This is a genomic window from Halomonas sp. THAF5a, assembly GCF_009363755.1.
GTDB lineage: Bacteria > Pseudomonadota > Gammaproteobacteria > Pseudomonadales > Halomonadaceae > Halomonas.
This window is the reverse complement of the sequence record NZ_CP045417.1, coordinates 1,729,002-1,744,470: the sequence shown is the minus strand read 5'-3', so window position 1 is coordinate 1,744,470 and position 15,469 is coordinate 1,729,002. Positions and strand designations below refer to the sequence as shown.

The following is a 15,469-nucleotide window of genomic DNA, read 5'->3' as shown; positions in this document are numbered from 1 at the left end:
CTGGAACCGGTCGTCAGAAATTCACGCTGTCGCGGATGGCCTCGACGATCTTCAGGTGGTCCGGCAGGTACTCCTTCTCCAGGGTCAGGGGGAAGGGGGTATCCAGGCCGGTCACCCGGGCGATGGGCGATTCCAGGTACAGGAAGCAGCGCTCCTGGATGGCCGCGGCGATCTCGCCGGCGAAGCCCCCGGTGCGCGGTGCCTCGTGGGTGATGACCAGCCGGCCCGTCTTCAACACCGACTCGGCCACGGTCTCCTGATCCCAGGGCAAGAGGCTTCTCAGGTCGATCACCTCGCAGGAGATGCCGTCCTTCTCGGCGAGCTCGACGGCGCGCTCGATCACCTCCATTTGGGCGCCCCAGCCCACCAGGGTCACGTCGCTACCCTCCCGGATGACCTCGGCCTCGCCGATGGGCAGCTGGTAGTCCTCCTCGGGCACCTCGCCCACGGCGGCGCGATAGAGCCGCTTGGGCTCGAAGAAGAGGACCGGATCCGGATCGCGGATGGCGGCCAGGAGCAGTCCCTTGGCCTGATAGGGGTCGCGGGGCACCACGATCTTGAGCCCGGGGGTATGCGCGAAGTAGGCCTCCGGCGACTGGGAGTGATAGAGCCCGCCGGAGATACCGCCGCCGTAGGGGGCGCGGATGGTCAGGCCGCCGACGTTGAACAGATCGCCGGAGCGGTAGCGGAACTTGGCGGTCTCGTTGACGATCTGGTCGAAGGCCGGAAAGATGTAGTCGGCGAACTGGATCTCGGCGACCGGCACCGAGCCCTGGGCGGCCAGCCCGTTGGCGAAGCCGATGATGCCCTGCTCCACCAGCGGCGTGTTGAAGCAGCGCGCGCGGCCGTACTTCTCCTGGAGGTGGCTGGTGGCGCGGAAGACGCCGCCGAAGCTGCCCACGTCCTCGCCGAAGCAGAGCACCTTGTCGTCCTCGCCCATGGCGATGTCCAGGGCGTTGTTGATGGCCTGCAGCATGTTCATGGTCGGCATCTCACTTCTCTCCCTTGGCCGCGGTGTCGTCGGCTTGCACGTCCGGGTCCAGGGCACGCGCCCCCTTGGGATAGGCCTCCGGATAGCGGCGGACATGGCGCTTGAGCGCATCCAGCTGACGCTGCAGCTCCGGGGTCACGTCGGCATAGACGTCGGTCACCAGGCTGTCCAGCGGCGGCGGCGGACGCTTCTCGGCCCGCTTCATGGTCTCCAGCACCTCCCGGCGCAGGCTCTCCTGGAGCGCCTTCTCCTCGTCCTCGCTCCACCAGCCCTGCTCGTTCAGCCAGCACTGCATGCGCAGGATGGGATCCTTCTCCCGCCAGGCCTCCTCCTCCTTCTTGGAGCGGTAGCCGGAGGGGTCGTCCGAGGAGGAGTGGGCGGCGAGGCGATAGCTCATGGCCTCGATCAGCACCGGCTGGTTGTGCTCCACGGCGATCCGGCGCGCCTCGCGGGTGGCCGTATGGACCGCCAGGATGTCGTTGCCGTCGACGCGGATCACGTGCATGCGATAGCCGAAGGCCCGAGGCGCCACGCCGTCGGCGGCGAACTGCTCAATGGAGGGGGTGGAGATCGCGTAGCCGTTGTTGCGGCAGAAGAAGATCACCGGCACCTCGTGGACCGCCGCCATGTTCAGGGCGGCATGGAAGTCGCCCTCGGAGGCCGCCCCCTCGCCGAAGAAGACCGCGGTGCACTGGCCGTCGCCGGCGAGCTTCTGGCCGTAGGCGTAGCCGGTGGCCTGGGGGATCTGGGTCGCCAGCGGCGACGAGATGGTCATGTAGTGCAGCTTGCGCGAGCCGTAGTGGATCGGCATCTGGCGGCCCTTGCCGTAGTCGAGCTCGTTGCCGAACAGCTGGTTCATGAACTCGTCGAAGGTGAAGCCGCGATAGATCAGGGCGCCCTGCTCGCGATACTGCGCCATGATCATGTCGGCGTCGTCCAGCGCCGCCGTGGCGCCGACCACCGAGGCCTCCTCGCCGGTGCACTGCATGTAGAAGGAGAGGCGGCCCTGGCGCTGGGCGGCGAGCATCCGCTCGTCGAGCACCCGGGTGGCGACCATGGCGCGGTAGATGGCCAGCGCCTGCGCCTGGTCGAGCTCGGGCGCCGTCGCCCCCTCGAACAGGGTGCCGTCCTGCTGGAGCAGCCGGAAGGTGGGAATGCTGAACTCGTCACCGGCCAGGAAGGTCGGCTCGTGGATGTCCGCTGTTGTTGTCATCGTCATGATCCTGTGCCCCTTTTGGGGGCAGTGTTGTCTTTAATGTTCCGAACCGCCAGGGGGTCGCCCCGGGGCCGGTCAACGCAACAGGATTGACGTTAACGTAAACTGCTTTGCTTGGGTAGCCCACCATCGAACGAGAGAGCCCCGCCCGGCGAGAGCCGGACGGCGACCAGGCGCGATCAGCGCCCGCCCGGCGACGGCAGCCGGCTGAGCAGGCTGTCGACGCTGATCGCCAGCAGCCCGATCAGCAGCGCCCCCTGGATCACGTAGGCGGTGTTGCCATTGACGATGCCCGAGATGATCGGGTCGCCCAGGTTGCTCGCCCCCACGGTGGCGCCGATGGCCGCGGTGGCGATGTTGATGGTCACCGAGGTACGGATGCCGGCGAGGATCACCGGGGCCGCCAGGGGCAGCTCCACCTGGCGCAGGATCTGGCCGCTGCTCATGCCCATGCCCCGCGCCGCCTCGCGCACCGAGGCCTCGATGCCGAGGATACCCGCCAGGGTGTTGCGCACGATGGGCAGCAGGCCGTAGAGCAGCAGCGCCACGATGATCGGCAGGGTGCCGAAGCCGAGCACCGGCACGGCCAGCGCCAGCACCGCCACCGGCGGGAAGGTCTGCCCCATGGAGGCGAGCTGGCTGACCAGCGGCAGGAAGTCGCGGCCCCACGGGCGGGTCACGGCGACGGCGGCGCCGACGCCGACCAGGATGGCCAGCACCGCCGCCACGCCCACCACGGTGAGATGGCGCCCCAGCAGGGTCAGGAAGTCGGCCCGGGCGTAGATCACCTGGCGGCTGTCGGGCTCGATGACGCGGAAGAGCCCCTCCAGCTGCCCCATGCCCAGGGTGGCGGCCAGCAGCAGCGCCAGCCAGCCGAGCGGCGCGATCAGCCGGCGAGCCTCAGTCATCGCTGCGTGCCCCCACCAGGCGACGCAGGGAGAGCTCGCCCACCGGCAGGTCGTCATCATCGACCACGGTGAGCCGCTCGGCGTGGCGCCACAGCATCAGCGACAGCGCCTCGCGCAGGCTGGCCCGCTGGCCGATCCGCTCGCGCGCCAGCAGGCGCGGCCCCAGCGGCAGCATGCGCTGGCTGACCGGCAGCAGCGCCGCCTCCTTCAGGCCGCGATCCTCGCCGCCCAGCAGCGACTCGACGAAGGCGTCGGCCGGCTCGCGCAGCAGCTCCAGCGGCCGCCCCTGCTGCTTGATCCGTCCCTGGTGCATCACCACCAGGTGGTCGGCCAGGCGCAGCGCCTCGTCCATGTCGTGGGTGACGAAGACGATGGTCTTCTCCAGCCGCCCCTGCAGCGCGCGCAGCTCCTCCTGCAGGCTCTCGCGGGTGATCGGGTCCAGGGCGCCGAAGGGCTCGTCCATCAGCAGGATATCGGGATCGGCCGCCAGCGCTCGGGCCACCCCCACCCGCTGCGCCTGGCCGCCGGAGAGCTGATGGGGGTACTTGTCGGCGAACTCCGCCATGGAGAGCCCGAGCAGGCCCATCAGCTCCTCGACCCGTTCGCGGATGCGCGGGGCCGGCCACTTGAGCAGGCGCGGCACCAGGCCGATGTTGCGGGCCACCGTCCAGTGCGGGAAGAGCCCGGTGCTCTGGATGGCGTAGCCCATGCGCCGGCGCAGCTGCTCCTCGCGGAAATCGCGAATCTGCTGGCCGTCGATATGAATCTCGCCCTCGCTGTGCTCGATCAGGCGGTTGATCATGCGCAGCGTGGTGGACTTGCCGCAGCCCGAGGTGCCGACCAGCACGCAGAGCTCGCCCCGGGCGACGTTCAGCGAGATGTCGTCCACCGCGACGGCATCGCCGAAGCGCTTGGTGACGTGGATCAGATCGATCATTCGGCCCCTCCCGGGCGCAGCGTGTCGGTCAGGGCCCCGAGCAGGGCGTCGGCGGCCAGCGCCAGGACCAGGATCGGCAGGGCACCCAGCAGCACCAGGTCCATGGCGGCCTGGCCGAGCCCCTGGAAGATGAAGGTGCCGAGGCCGCCGGCGCCGATCAGCGCGGCCACCGCGGTCAACCCGATGGCCTGCACCGTGGTGATTCGCACCCCCTCGAGGATCACCGGCAGCGCCAGGGGCAGGCGCACCTGGCGAAACACCTGGCCGCGGCTCATGCCCATGCCCCGGGCGGCATCGATGACGCCGGGATCCACCGCCGCCAGCGCCACGAAGGTGTTGCGCACCATGGGCAGCAGGCTGTAGCCCACCAGCGCCAGCAGCGCCGGGGCCCAGCCGATGCCGCTGACCCCCAGCGCCGCCAGGCAGTCGACCCTGGCCGCGAGCCAGGCGAGCGGGGCCAGCAGCAGGCCGAAGAGCGCGATGCTGGGGATGGTCTGCAGGACGTTGAGGACGCCGAAGCCGATCCGCTCGGCGGCCTGCCAGCGGCGCATGGCCAGCGCCGCGGCCACCCCGAGCACGAGGCTCACGCCGACTGCCACGCCGACCAGCGCCAGGTGCTCGAGGACGGCGTCCAGGAACTGGTCGCGCCGCCCCAGGGCCTCCTGCCACAGCGCCAGGGGCGATAGCCACTGCGCCAGGGAGAGCCAGAGCGCGGCCACCGGCGGCGCCAGCAGCGCCACGCCCGCTAGGCGAGACAGCGCCAGGCGGCTGCGCAGCTCCACCAGCAGCATCAGCAGCAGGAAGAGCAGCAGCCAGACGCCGGCCCCGACGCCGAGGCGCGCGCCGGCCATGCCGGGGTCGACCAGGCGTTGCGTGGCCAGGGAGAGCCATAGCGGCAGCGCGGCGAGCTGCACCACGGTGAGCCCCAGGGCGAGACGCAGCGCCGCGGGGGTCGGCCGGCGAGCCAGGCCGGCGAGTGCCAGCAGCGGCAGCGCCGAGGCCAGGGCGCCGCCCCAGCCGAGGGACGCCACCAGGCCATGGGCGGTGCCGGGCACGATGCGATTGGGCGCGACGCTCACCGTGTCGAGGGCCAGCCAGAGCAGCAGGCCGGCCAGCGACAGGGTCAGCAGGACGCCATTGTGGCGGGGACGCTCGGAGGACAAGGCCGCCTCAGTCGCCCAGGGTCTCGAGGAACTCCGCCGCCACGGCGTCCGGGGCGCGCCCGTTCACCGCCACGTCGCCGTTCAGGCGCTGCAGGGTCTCCTTGTCCAGCGCCTGGAAGACCGGGTCGAGCAGCTCGGCGATCTCGGGGTGCGCCTCGAGGACCGCCTCGCGAACCACCGGCGCCGGCTGATAGACCGGCTGCACGCCCAGGGTGTCGTCCATGACCACCAGGTCCAGGGCCTGCAGGCCGCCGTCGGTGCCGTAGGTCATGGCCGCGTTGACGCCGCTGGTCTGCTGGGCGGCGGCGCGCATGGTCGCCGCGGTATTGCCCCCGGAGAGCACCAGCAGCTCCTCCTCGCCGAGCGTGAAGCCGTAGGCCTCCTGGAAGGCCGGCAGCGCCTGGGGCGACTCCACGAACTCGGCGCTCGCCGCCAGCTTGACGTCGCCGCCGTCGGCGAGGTAGCCCGCCAGGTCCTCGAGGCTCTCGAGGCCGTGCTCGCGGGCCAGCTCGCCGCGCACGCTGATCGCCCAGGTGTTGTTGGCCTCGGCCGGCGTCAGCCAGACGAGAGCGTTCGCCTCGGCGTCGCGCTGGCGCACGGTTTCATAGGCCTCGGCGGCGTCGTTCCATACCGGGCTGTCGGTCATGTCGAAGAAGAAGGCCCCGTTGCCGGTGTACTCGGGGTAGAGGTCGATCTCGCCGGCCAGCAGCGCCTCGCGCACGATGCTGGTGCCGCCGAGCTGCAGGCGATCCTCGACCTCGATGCCGCCCTGCGCCAGTCGCTGCAGGATCAGCTGGCCGAGCACCGAGCCCTCGGTGTCGATCTTGGAGGCAACCACCACGGGCTCCTGGGCCTGGGCCGTGGAGATGGCGATCAGCGACGCGGCCGCCAGGGAGACGCAGCGAGACACTGGGCGGGAAATCAGCGTACGGATCATCATGTTCACCCGGTTCCTTAGGAATGTATCCTGAGTATAAGGCCTGTACAGCTTCCATGTCAGACACGGGCATCAACGTCGGACTCTCGCCATGCCAATCACGCCCTCGGCGCAACGCCTCCTCGACCACTGCCGCCACCCGCTGGTCCGCGACCTCGCCTGGATCCTGCTCACGCCCTGCCTCGTCGCGCTGCCGGGCGCCCCGCGCCCGAGCCGGGACGAGCTCGGCCTCGCCGATGACGACCGGCTGGCGGCCTGGCTGCAGGCGCACGACGACGCACCGCACCGCCTCGAGGCGCACCTCGCCCCGACCCTGCGCGGGCGGATGGGGCTCTATCACGAGCGGCTCTGGCAGTTCCTGCTCGAGGAGGCGCCCGGCACGCGACTGCTGGCCCACAACCTGCGCATCCACCAGGGCAAACGCACCCTGGGCGAGCTGGATCTGCTCTACGCCCGGCGCGACGACCCATGCCCGGTGCATCTGGAGGTAGCGATCAAGTTCTACCTGGGCCTCGACGAGGGGCCGGGCGCACCAGACAGCCAGGCGCGCTGGATCGGCCCGGGCGGGGCCGACAGCCTGCTCGCCAAGCGCGACCACCTCTTCCATCACCAGCTGTGCCTCACCCGTACCCCGGAGGCCATCGAGGCGCTTGGGCCGCTGCTGTCATCCGCGCGAGCCTCAGCGACGCCCGCCCCAGAGCTCGCACCGGCGACGACCGTGCGGCTCGCGATGCCGGGAGTGCTCTTCTACCCCTGGCACGCGCCCCTGCCGGCCCCGCACGACGCCACCCCCGACCACCTGCGCGGCCACTGGCTCCATGCCCGGGACTGGCCCCGGCTGCGCGCCGGGCTGCCGCCTGGCACCCGCGGGGCCTGGCTGCACAAGCCGCACTGGCTCGCCCTGCCCCGCCGCGAGGCGCTGGCGCCCCTGCCGACCCTGCACGCGAGGATCGCGGCGCACTTCCAGGCCGGCGGGGCGCCGCTGCAGCTGGCGCTGGGCCACCCCGAGACCGGCGAGCGACGCCTGATGCTGGTTCCCGACGACTGGCCGCACCAGATCCCACTGCCGCCACCATAAGCGCTCCGTCTCAGGCACGGGGCTGGGTTATCCGACGAAAAGATCTTCCAGCAGGATATCGATCAGTTGTTCTTCATGAACTGCTCTTCCTCGCCTGTCCAGAATCGCCCGCAGCTCGGGATCCCACACCGCATCGAGCGGACGCCCCGACAAGGGCTTGCCACCAAGGTGCCCGTACTCCTGCAGATCATCGCCCCCCATCCGCCACGGCCGCATCTCGAAGCGGGCCATCAAGGCATTGGCGATGCCGATGCCCGCCCAGTCGAAATCGCCATGATAGTTAAGCACTGCGCCGGCAGCCTCCAGCTGTTCGAGCAGGGTGAGGACGGCGGCGCCGGGCCGACCCCAGGTGGCGATCAGCGGCGCGCAATCGCCACCCAGTCGCTCCGCGGCCTCGGCCAGCACGGCGGGGTTCTCGCAGACGAAGACCTCCCGGCCTGCGCAGTCCCATGCCGGCGGATGCCGCAGTAGTTGCCGCAGGGTCAGCCAGGCGGGCTCGGCCGCGCGGCCGTAACAGGAGAGCGCCCTGTCCAGCGTCCGCTCGGCCCCCACGGGCAAGCGCAGGGTCAGCACCGCGCTGGTGATATCACCGCCCAAGAGGACACCGGCGTGGGCCCAGATGCTGCGCTCATCGGGGTCGTCGAGCGCGACACCGCCATGCCAGTGGCGTGCCAGTGCCCGACGCACCAGGGCAGCCACCGGCCTGCCGGCATCCAGGCCGTGGGCATCGTCCAGGCATTCGGCGGCCAGGGCACTCAGGCTCAGGCCCTGGACCGGCAACCGCTCCAGCACGTCCAGCGCCTGCTCCAGGAGCGAGTGCCCCCGGCGTTCGCTGCGCCTCGCCAGGCGCTTGAGCAGACCGCCGGCCTGCAGCGCCTCGAGCCACTCCCTCAGACCGAGGCTCTCGGCCCGAGGACGATAGCCGGCGATGAGCGTGGCCCAGCGTCGTCGCTGCGCCTCGCGCTCGGCACGCTCATCGACCAAGGGGCCATCGAGCGCCTCCAGCGCCGCGCGCAGATCGGCAGCCACGCCGGCCCTGGCCAACGCCGCGGACAGCGCCTCGAGCTCCACGCTCAGCGATTTGCCTCGGCGGGGAGATCGTCCGAGCAGACGCTCCACGGCAAACCGCTCGGCCTCGCTGACGTCACCGAGCGCGAGGCGCCCGCCCCCCTCACGCAGCAGCTTGCGCGCCAGGCGTTGACGCAGGCGGGCCAATTCGGCACCGCCCAGCAGACGCTGCAGGCGTTCGATATCCTTCAAAACAGGCTGTCCATGCCGCCCTCTTCCCTCTCACCCTCGGCGAGAGGCGCCGACTCGCGTCTCGGCGAGACCGGCGCCTCATCGCGCACCCGGCGCCGACCGTCCCACTGCCAGCGAGAGACGTGAATGGCATCGACCCCCTCACGGCGCACCAGCTGGGCGATGGCCAGGCCCGGCACGTCCGGGTAGCAGCCCCACTCGCGCTCCGATGTCATGATGGCGTCCAGATCGAACTGGGCCAGCAGCCCCATGCTCTTGGCTCGGGCGTCGTCGTCGATGCCGGCGAAGACCTCGTCGAGCATCACCAGACGCGGCGCCAGAGAATGGGCGCTGCCGTAGTGGCTGGCCGCGGCGGCAAACAGCGGCAGGGTGATCACCAGGGCGCGCTCGCCGCCGGAGGCCGGCCCATAGGCCGGGCGCCACTGGCCGTTCTGATGGCGGTCGACCACGAAGCGGTGCCAGAAGCGGTAGTCCAGAGCACGTTCGAGGATCTCCTGCAGGGCACCGCCCTCGTCGCTAGCCCGGGCCTCGTCGATGCGCTGGCGCAGGAAATCGCCCACCACCTCGCGATCCTCGGAAGACCAGGCATCCAGGGCCTGGCGGCGCAGCCGCTGGCAGACATCGGCCAGCCCCGCCGGCGCCGTCAGGCCACCGGCGACCTGCCCCTCGCTCAGCGGCTGCCAGCGAATACGCAGCCGCATGCCGGTGCTGGTCGGCCGACGCTCCAGCTCCCCGTTCATGCGCTGAACATCCTGCTCGGTGGCCATGATGCGCTCCTGGATATGGCTGGCCACCTCGTCGATCAGGTAGTTCTCCAGCAGCTCGCGCTCGCGGGCATTCAGCAGCGCCTGACGCTGCGCGATCTCCTCGCTCAGCTGGCGCTGAAGCGCATCGGGATTCTGACGCCTTCCCTGGAAGACGATGCGCACCAGCAGCAGATCGTCGCGGGCCTCGGCCTGGCAGTCGTGGCCGCCCCGGGAGAGGACATCGGTCAGCAGCTTGATATGTTCATGCAGCCGGCTCTGATGGGCATGCCAGCTGTCATCGTCGGCCTCCAGGCGGGCGGTGGCCTTGGCGGCACGTCGCGCCAGGCGAACGGCGGGATCCGGTGCCCAAGAGGCGGGCGGCTCGCGTTCGGCGAAGGTCTCGGGGGCAGCAACGCGCAACAGCCCCTCCTCGGCCAGGGCGCGAAAGGCCTCGATGGCCTCGAGGCGCCGCCCGTCAAGCTCCGTCAGGCGCTGCTCGGCGTTAGCGACCTTCTCCTCGAAGCGCGCCACCTTGCCAAGCAGCTCACCGTGGCGCTGCTCGAGCTCACGCTGCTCATGGGCCAGCCGCTCGCGCTCCAGGCGAACCGTCTCCAGCTGGCGTTCCAGGGCCTGCACCTCGGCCCCCATGGTCTCGCGTAGCGTGTCCCGGCGCACCGCGGCTTCCCTGGCCTGCTCGTCGGCCTCGGCGTGCTCCCGCGCTGCCCGCTGCTCCGCCTCCCGGGCGACCTCGGCCTCTTCGTCTCGCTCGCCATGGTGGCGCCGGGCCTCATCGCTCGCCAAGACGGCCTGAAACAGCTCTCCGATGGCCAGGCGGTAGTCGCCCAGAGCCGTCTCGATCCCCGCCAGCGCCTCGCGCTCGGCGGGCAAACGCAGATCCTCGGCGGCCTGATACAGCTCGCCGCGCAGCGCCTCCCAGGCTTCGCGGGCGGCCTCCAGTGCCTCCCGGGCCCGTTCCAGGCGTTCGGCCTGCAGGTCTCGAGCACGACGCGCCGCCGCCTCACCGGCATGGGCGTCGCGAAGCGCCTGGTCGGTGGGGCGCTGCCGCCACTCCTGTTCGGCCACTGCCAGGCGAGCCGTCAGGGCCTCGTGGGCGGCGTCGATCTCTGCCCGCCGGCGGGCCAGCGCGGACAGCTCGTCCTCGATGGCCATCAGGCGCCGCTGTCGCGCGGCCTCCCGCGCCGCATGACCGATATGCATCGCCGTGGGCTTGCCCCACTGGCCATGCAGTGGCCCGAGGCGCCACTGGCCGGTCTCGCTGACCCAGGCCAGGGCCTCGGAGTCGCCCCTTCCGATGCTCCCCAGCACCCGCTCGACCACCTCCCGCGCCACCGGCGGTTCGCCACGCGGGTCGAGACAAGGCAGGTCGGGGCAGAGCAGATCCGCCAGGCTGGCGCCCGGCACGTCGGCCTCCGGCACCAGCAGGGTGTCCCAGGTATCCGCCGCGAGCAGCTGGCCGTCGGGCATCAGCCAGGCGTCCAGCAGTCCGGCCGCCTCCAGGGCGGCCTCCAGGCCGGCCCGGTCCGCGTCGGCCAGCTCGGCCTTGAAGTCCACCAGCTGCCACAGCGGCGCGCCCCGCCGCCCCTCACGGGCCGCCTCGTCACGGGTGTAGGGCGCCGGCGGAGCGGACTCGCCACCGGCGTCCAGCCTGGCGCGCTCCTCCTCGAGTTCGCGACGGGTCGCCTCGTTCTCATCGGCCGACTGCTGGAGGTTGAGGCGCTCCCGCCCCAGGGCATCTCGGCACCTGTCCCGCGCCACGGCAAGGCCCGCCTCGACGGGCTCTTCGCCGCCCAGGTGGTCACACCAGGCCTCGAGGTCGGCCAGCAGCGCCTCCGTGTCCTCCGGCGCCAGCTCGCTCAGCTGCGCCAGATGAGCGCGCCAGGCCGACTGCAGCGACTCGGCCGCCTCGCCCCGGGCCACGGCGGCCTCCTGCAGGTCATCCTCGCGGTTGGCCAGGGTCTCCTCTTCACAACGCGCTTCATGCTCGGCCTGGTGAAAGCGCCCCTCGGCCTGCTCCACCGCGGCGAGCCGTCCCTTGAGATGCTGAACGCCCTCCAGGCGTCGGCGGCGGTGTTCCCGCAGCGCCTGCTGCAGCGCCTCGCGATCGACCGATGACGGCTCCTCGAGTTCGCCGACATGACGGCGATGCTCGGCAGCCAACCCGGCGAGTTCGGCTATCCCGGTACTCTCCTCGCACCGCCGGCGCAGGGTCTCGGCGGTCTGCCGCCGCGCCTGCTCGGCCTCGAGTCGTCGGGCCTCGGCCCGCTGGCTGTCACGCCGCGCTCTTTCCAGCAGGGTCGCCTGCGTCTCGGCGTGCCGGGTGCGCTGTCGGGCCTGCTCATCGGCATTGTGCAGCGCCTCGGCGGAGCGCATGGCCTCGCTGGCCTCCAGGGTCCGCTGCCGCGCGGCCAGCTCCAACTGCTTGTCCGTCTGGGCCTGGCGGCTCTCGGCCAGGGTATCGCGCTCCGCCTCGGCGGTTTCCAGCTCCTGACGATCCCTGCCCAGCTGCACGCGGTTGCGCTCATGCTCGGCGTGGGCGCCGGTCAGGGCATCGGCGCGACGACGCACGGCGATACCGGCATAGTGGCGGTAATGGCCCAGGAAGGCCTCCACGGCGCGGGCGGTCTCCTCCAGGCCCTGAATCTCCTCGCGATAGGCGTCCAGGCTGCGATAGGCCTCGGCGACCTCGCCGAGCAGGCCGCGCCCCAGCGGCGGCAGGGCATCGCTCAGCGCCTGGGAGAGACGGTTGGGGTCGGGCTTCTTGGCCAGCTGCGGCTGGCGCAGCTGCAGCAGCAGGTCGAGCAGGGCCTCGTAGCGCTGCTCCCCCAGGTGGAACAAGGCCTCGTCGATGGCCCGCCGATAGTCGACGGCATGATCGAAGAACTGCCCCTCGCTGCCCAGCGCCTGGATCAAGCGGTCGCGGTTCAGGCTGCGCCCGTTCTCGACCAGGAAGAGGTCGCGACCCACGCGCTGCGGGGTGGTGAAGAACCAGGAGCGCACCGAGCGTCCCGCGACCGCCTTGAGACCGCAGCCCAGGGTGAAAGTCTCGGGCCCCGCCTCTCCCTGACGGCCGAACTCCAGCCAGGTATAGCCCAGCCGCTCCTGGTACTCGCCCACCAGCAGGTTCCACTCCATGCGCTTGGCGCTGTCGCCGTCGGGCTCCACCCGGGAGGGAAGCAGCTTGCCGTCGAGCAGGAACGGCAGCGTCAGCGCCATCACCTTGGACTTGCCGGTACCGTTGTTGCCGCGCAGCAGCAGGCGGCCGTCGTGGAAGTGGAAGGTCTCCTCGTCGTAGTAGAAGATCTCCACCAGGCCACAGCGCAGGGGCTGCCAGCGCCGACTGCTTGGTTCGGGAAGTTCACTCATCGCTCAAGGGATCCGCCAGGTCGGGTTGTCGGTGGGATGGCCCGGCATCATGCGCGCCGTGATCGTCGGGGGTGCGTGCCGACTGGACGCGAAAGCGCCCCAGGGCCGGCAGCGGGACGACCCGATTGTCGCGGCGTGACACCAGGCGAAGCGCCGCCAGGCGCGAGATGGCCTGACGGCAGAGGCCGTAAGCGGCGCCCGGTTCACAGGCCGCCTTGCGCCAGTAGCGGCGAAAGTCGTGCTGCCAGCCCTGGACCCAGGTTTCCGCCTCGTCGAGACTCACGCCCTCGGCGCCGACCGACGCGAGCCGTTCGGCCATCAGCAGCGCCAGATGCCCCTCGGTGCCCTCGGCCGGGATCTTCTCGTCGGTGAGCTCACCGTCGGGGTCTACCAGCGCCACGCCCTCGGCTCGCACCTCGGGCACCAGGCCGGTGGCCTGCTGGAGGCGGCGCAGCATGACGCCACGCTGATTGGTCAGGTAGGCCGCCTCGTGCTCGTCGAGCTCCTGCCAGTAGACCACGGGGTCATCCAGCAACCGGCGCGCCAGGCGGTGACGCAGCTCGCGATTGCGCCCCTCCGGCGTATCGGGCACGAAGGTCTCGGCCAGGGCATGCAGCCGCGCCTCCAGCCCTCCTCCCCTATCGCCCCCTTCCAGGGCCAGCAGGGAGGGGCCTCGCGCGGTGACCAGCAGCGCCGACATGACGCGACGGTCGACGTCGTAGAGCACGTCGCCCTCCAGGCCCCGGCGCAGAAACTGCTCCTCGTCGCCGGCCACCCGGACCAGCACGCCGAGCTCCATCAACAGCCGCACCACCACCACCAGGTCCCGGCGCGCCTCCTGATGGTCCAGGGTAAAGGCCAGGCCAGGCTCCGCGAGCGCCGGGTCGGCCACCGCCTGCCCCAGTCCTTCGCCCAGCCGGCCCAGGGTGATCTGGGAATCGCCGCGCTCGAGGTCGGCCAGCAGCAGGCAGAACAGGGCATAGCGGCGGCGATTGAAGGTCTTGCGCTGGGCGCCGCGGCCGACTCGAGCGGGTCGCGTCGCATCGTGGCTGTCGGCGGGACGCTTGTGCAGACGCACGAAGTCGCGCTCGCACTGAAGGTGCCAGCCGACCTCGCGGGCCAGCCAGTCACGCAGCGGCGCCGCATGGCGGCGCACCAGGGGGAAGGCCGTATCGTCGCCGCGCAGCAGCGGCCTGGCCAGCAGGGCGCGCAGGGCAAGACGCTGCTCCTCCAGGCGCTGGCGCTCCAAGGTATCGCTCAGCGCGTCCATGCAGTCTCCTCCAGATCGACGATCTCGAGCCGGTAGTCGCGACCGCTCAGGTCACCGGCGGCGGTTCGGATCGTCGCGCTGGTCTCTGGCCCCAGGGGGTGCAGGGTGATGCGCAGGCTACCGTCTCCCGTCGTCGTGGTCACCGGCGCACCATCCCCCCGACTGGCCGCCAGCGCGTCCCCCAGCAGGTTGAGCAGCAGGCGGAAGGCACCCTCCTCCAGTTCGCCTAGCTCGGAGAGGCGCTCGGCGCCGCGCTCCACGAGCTGCCGTCGAGCGGCTCGGGCAACATGGGCCTCCTCGGCCAGCTGGCGGGCCAATAGCTCACGCTCCCGCGCCCGGCTGCGCAGCTTGGGGGGTGCGCCGGTCTTCTGGTAGCTGCCGGTGGCACGCAGCCGGGCCTGAACCTGCATCCCCGGCCCCTCGCTCCAGGGCGTACTGGCCGGCACCGGCTCCGCCTGCCCCCGCTCATGGGTGTCGTGATCGGTGACCAGGTGGCGCGCCGGCGTCAGGCCGAAGGCCGTGCGCCACAGGCGATGGGCCTCGCCGTCGTCCTGGCACTCCAGGAACCAGCGCGCCAGGGTGCGAAAATCCGCCGAGCGGTCGCTGCGCGCCATGCGCCGCTCGTTGAGTCTCGCGACCATCTCGAGCAGCTGGGTCACCGCTCGCCGCGCACTGCTGCGCAGCAGCCTGGCCTGAGCCTGGCGCCCCGGCTGATCGAGAAACCAGGCGCGCAGCCCGTCCCAGTGGCCGCGCCAGTGCCGCCAGGCCTCGGTGAAAGCGCGCTCGCGCTCCTCGACGTCGTCCGGCGACTCGCCGGGGGCCAGGTCGGCCAGCTCGCGTGCAGCGGCATGGTGCAGCAGTCGGTCCACCGGCGCTTCGCTACGCCCGGCGTCGCCATCCAGGGCGCGGATGAGGCCGGCGATCTCGCCGGAGGCCGTGGTCAGATCGCCCAGAAAGCGCTCGATATAGCCGATCACCCGCTCCTTGTAGAGCAGGAAAGCATCAGCATCGCTGTCCTGACTCTCCAGGGAGCGATTCAGGCCGGTCATGAAGGCGCGGGCATTCTCGGCAAGGTCGGAAAAGACACCGGCGAGATCGCGCAGCAGCAGCTGGCTCTCCGTCGCGTCCGGCGCCTCGCTTTGTGATAGCGCCAGCAGCGCTCGCAGGCGGGAGCGAATGTCCTCCAGCGCGACGGTCTGCAGGGCGCCACGGCGGCCCAGCTCCTGATCGTAGGTGGCCAGCGCCGCTTCCACTGCCTCGCCCTGGCGGGTGATCTGATAGACGTAGAGGGCGCGGTAGTAGTCCTCAACGCTGGTGACCCGGGCGCTGTCGCGCTCGGCGTCCAGGTTGCCCCAGTTCACCAGCTGAGTCAGCGCCGCCTGCACCGGGGCCAGCTCCGGCTCGCCGAGCTGCTGCCGGACATCTTCCGGGCGCAGGTGCACGAGGAAGTGTGACTTGGCCTCGACGAAAGCCCGCATCACCTCGCGATAGAGGTCGGCCTTGTCGGCAGTGACATAGCTGAAGGGCGAATAGCTCAAACGGCCTCCCGAGAATACGAGTGGGCGCAACGTACGCCCGG

General features: G+C 71.1%; 11 protein-coding genes. 1 reads left to right on the top strand and 10 read right to left on the bottom strand.

Going from position 1 to position 15,469, the window contains the following annotated elements; translation table 11 throughout:
* Positions 1 to 13 precede the first annotated feature (13 nt).
* The 6 genes from FIU83_RS07915 to FIU83_RS07890 form a co-directional block, all read right to left on the bottom strand.
* The gene (locus FIU83_RS07915; RefSeq protein ID WP_152483545.1) at positions 14 to 991 is read right to left on the bottom strand and encodes an alpha-ketoacid dehydrogenase subunit beta; all 978 of its coding nucleotides are present in this window, start codon (positions 989 to 991) and stop codon (positions 14 to 16) included.
* A gap of 1 nt (position 992) precedes the next feature.
* Entirely contained in the window at positions 993 to 2,210 is a 1,218-nt protein-coding gene (locus FIU83_RS07910; protein ID WP_152483544.1) for a thiamine pyrophosphate-dependent dehydrogenase E1 component subunit alpha, read from the bottom strand.
* 176 nt (positions 2,211 to 2,386) lie between these two features.
* Complete coding sequence (locus tag FIU83_RS07905) at positions 2,387 to 3,115, bottom strand: ABC transporter permease (protein WP_152483543.1); 729 nt, start codon at positions 3,113 to 3,115, stop codon at positions 2,387 to 2,389.
* On the bottom strand, positions 3,108 to 4,052 hold the full coding sequence (locus FIU83_RS07900) for an ABC transporter ATP-binding protein (RefSeq protein WP_152483542.1): 945 nt from the start codon (positions 4,050 to 4,052) through the stop codon (positions 3,108 to 3,110). Before FIU83_RS07900 ends, FIU83_RS07905 begins: the two co-directional genes overlap by 8 nt.
* Positions 4,049 to 5,215, bottom strand: a complete 1,167-nt coding sequence (locus FIU83_RS07895; protein ID WP_253939566.1) for an ABC transporter permease — start codon at positions 5,213 to 5,215, stop codon at positions 4,049 to 4,051. Before FIU83_RS07895 ends, FIU83_RS07900 begins: the two co-directional genes overlap by 4 nt.
* A gap of 7 nt (positions 5,216 to 5,222) precedes the next feature.
* Entirely contained in the window at positions 5,223 to 6,155 is a 933-nt protein-coding gene (locus FIU83_RS07890; RefSeq protein WP_253939565.1) for an ABC transporter substrate-binding protein, read from the bottom strand.
* Positions 6,156 to 6,243: 88 nt separating this feature from the next.
* Here FIU83_RS07890 and FIU83_RS07885 point away from each other — a divergent pair, with 88 nt between their 5' ends.
* Complete coding sequence (locus FIU83_RS07885; RefSeq protein WP_152483541.1) at positions 6,244 to 7,230, top strand: DUF1853 family protein; 987 nt, start codon at positions 6,244 to 6,246, stop codon at positions 7,228 to 7,230.
* Between the two features lie 27 nt (positions 7,231 to 7,257).
* Here FIU83_RS07885 and FIU83_RS07880 read toward each other — a convergent pair whose 3' ends face one another.
* The 4 genes from FIU83_RS07880 to FIU83_RS07865 are packed head-to-tail and all read right to left on the bottom strand — an operon-like array spanning position 7,258 to position 15,428.
* The gene (locus FIU83_RS07880; protein ID WP_152483540.1) at positions 7,258 to 8,490 is read right to left on the bottom strand and encodes a TIGR02679 family protein; all 1,233 of its coding nucleotides are present in this window, start codon (positions 8,488 to 8,490) and stop codon (positions 7,258 to 7,260) included.
* Positions 8,487 to 12,620 carry a TIGR02680 family protein gene (locus tag FIU83_RS07875; protein WP_152483539.1) on the bottom strand — a complete coding sequence of 1,378 codons (4,134 nt, stop codon included), beginning with the start codon at positions 12,618 to 12,620 and terminating at the stop codon, positions 8,487 to 8,489. The genes FIU83_RS07880 and FIU83_RS07875 overlap by 4 nt, the downstream gene beginning before the upstream one ends.
* Positions 12,613 to 13,890 (bottom strand): TIGR02678 family protein, encoded by a 1,278-nt coding sequence (locus tag FIU83_RS07870; RefSeq protein ID WP_152483538.1) that lies wholly within the window; start codon positions 13,888 to 13,890, stop codon positions 12,613 to 12,615. Before FIU83_RS07870 ends, FIU83_RS07875 begins: the two co-directional genes overlap by 8 nt.
* Positions 13,878 to 15,428 (bottom strand): TIGR02677 family protein, encoded by a 1,551-nt coding sequence (locus FIU83_RS07865; RefSeq protein WP_152483537.1) that lies wholly within the window; start codon positions 15,426 to 15,428, stop codon positions 13,878 to 13,880. The genes FIU83_RS07870 and FIU83_RS07865 overlap by 13 nt, the downstream gene beginning before the upstream one ends.
* Between the last annotated feature and the right edge of the window lie 41 nt (positions 15,429 to 15,469).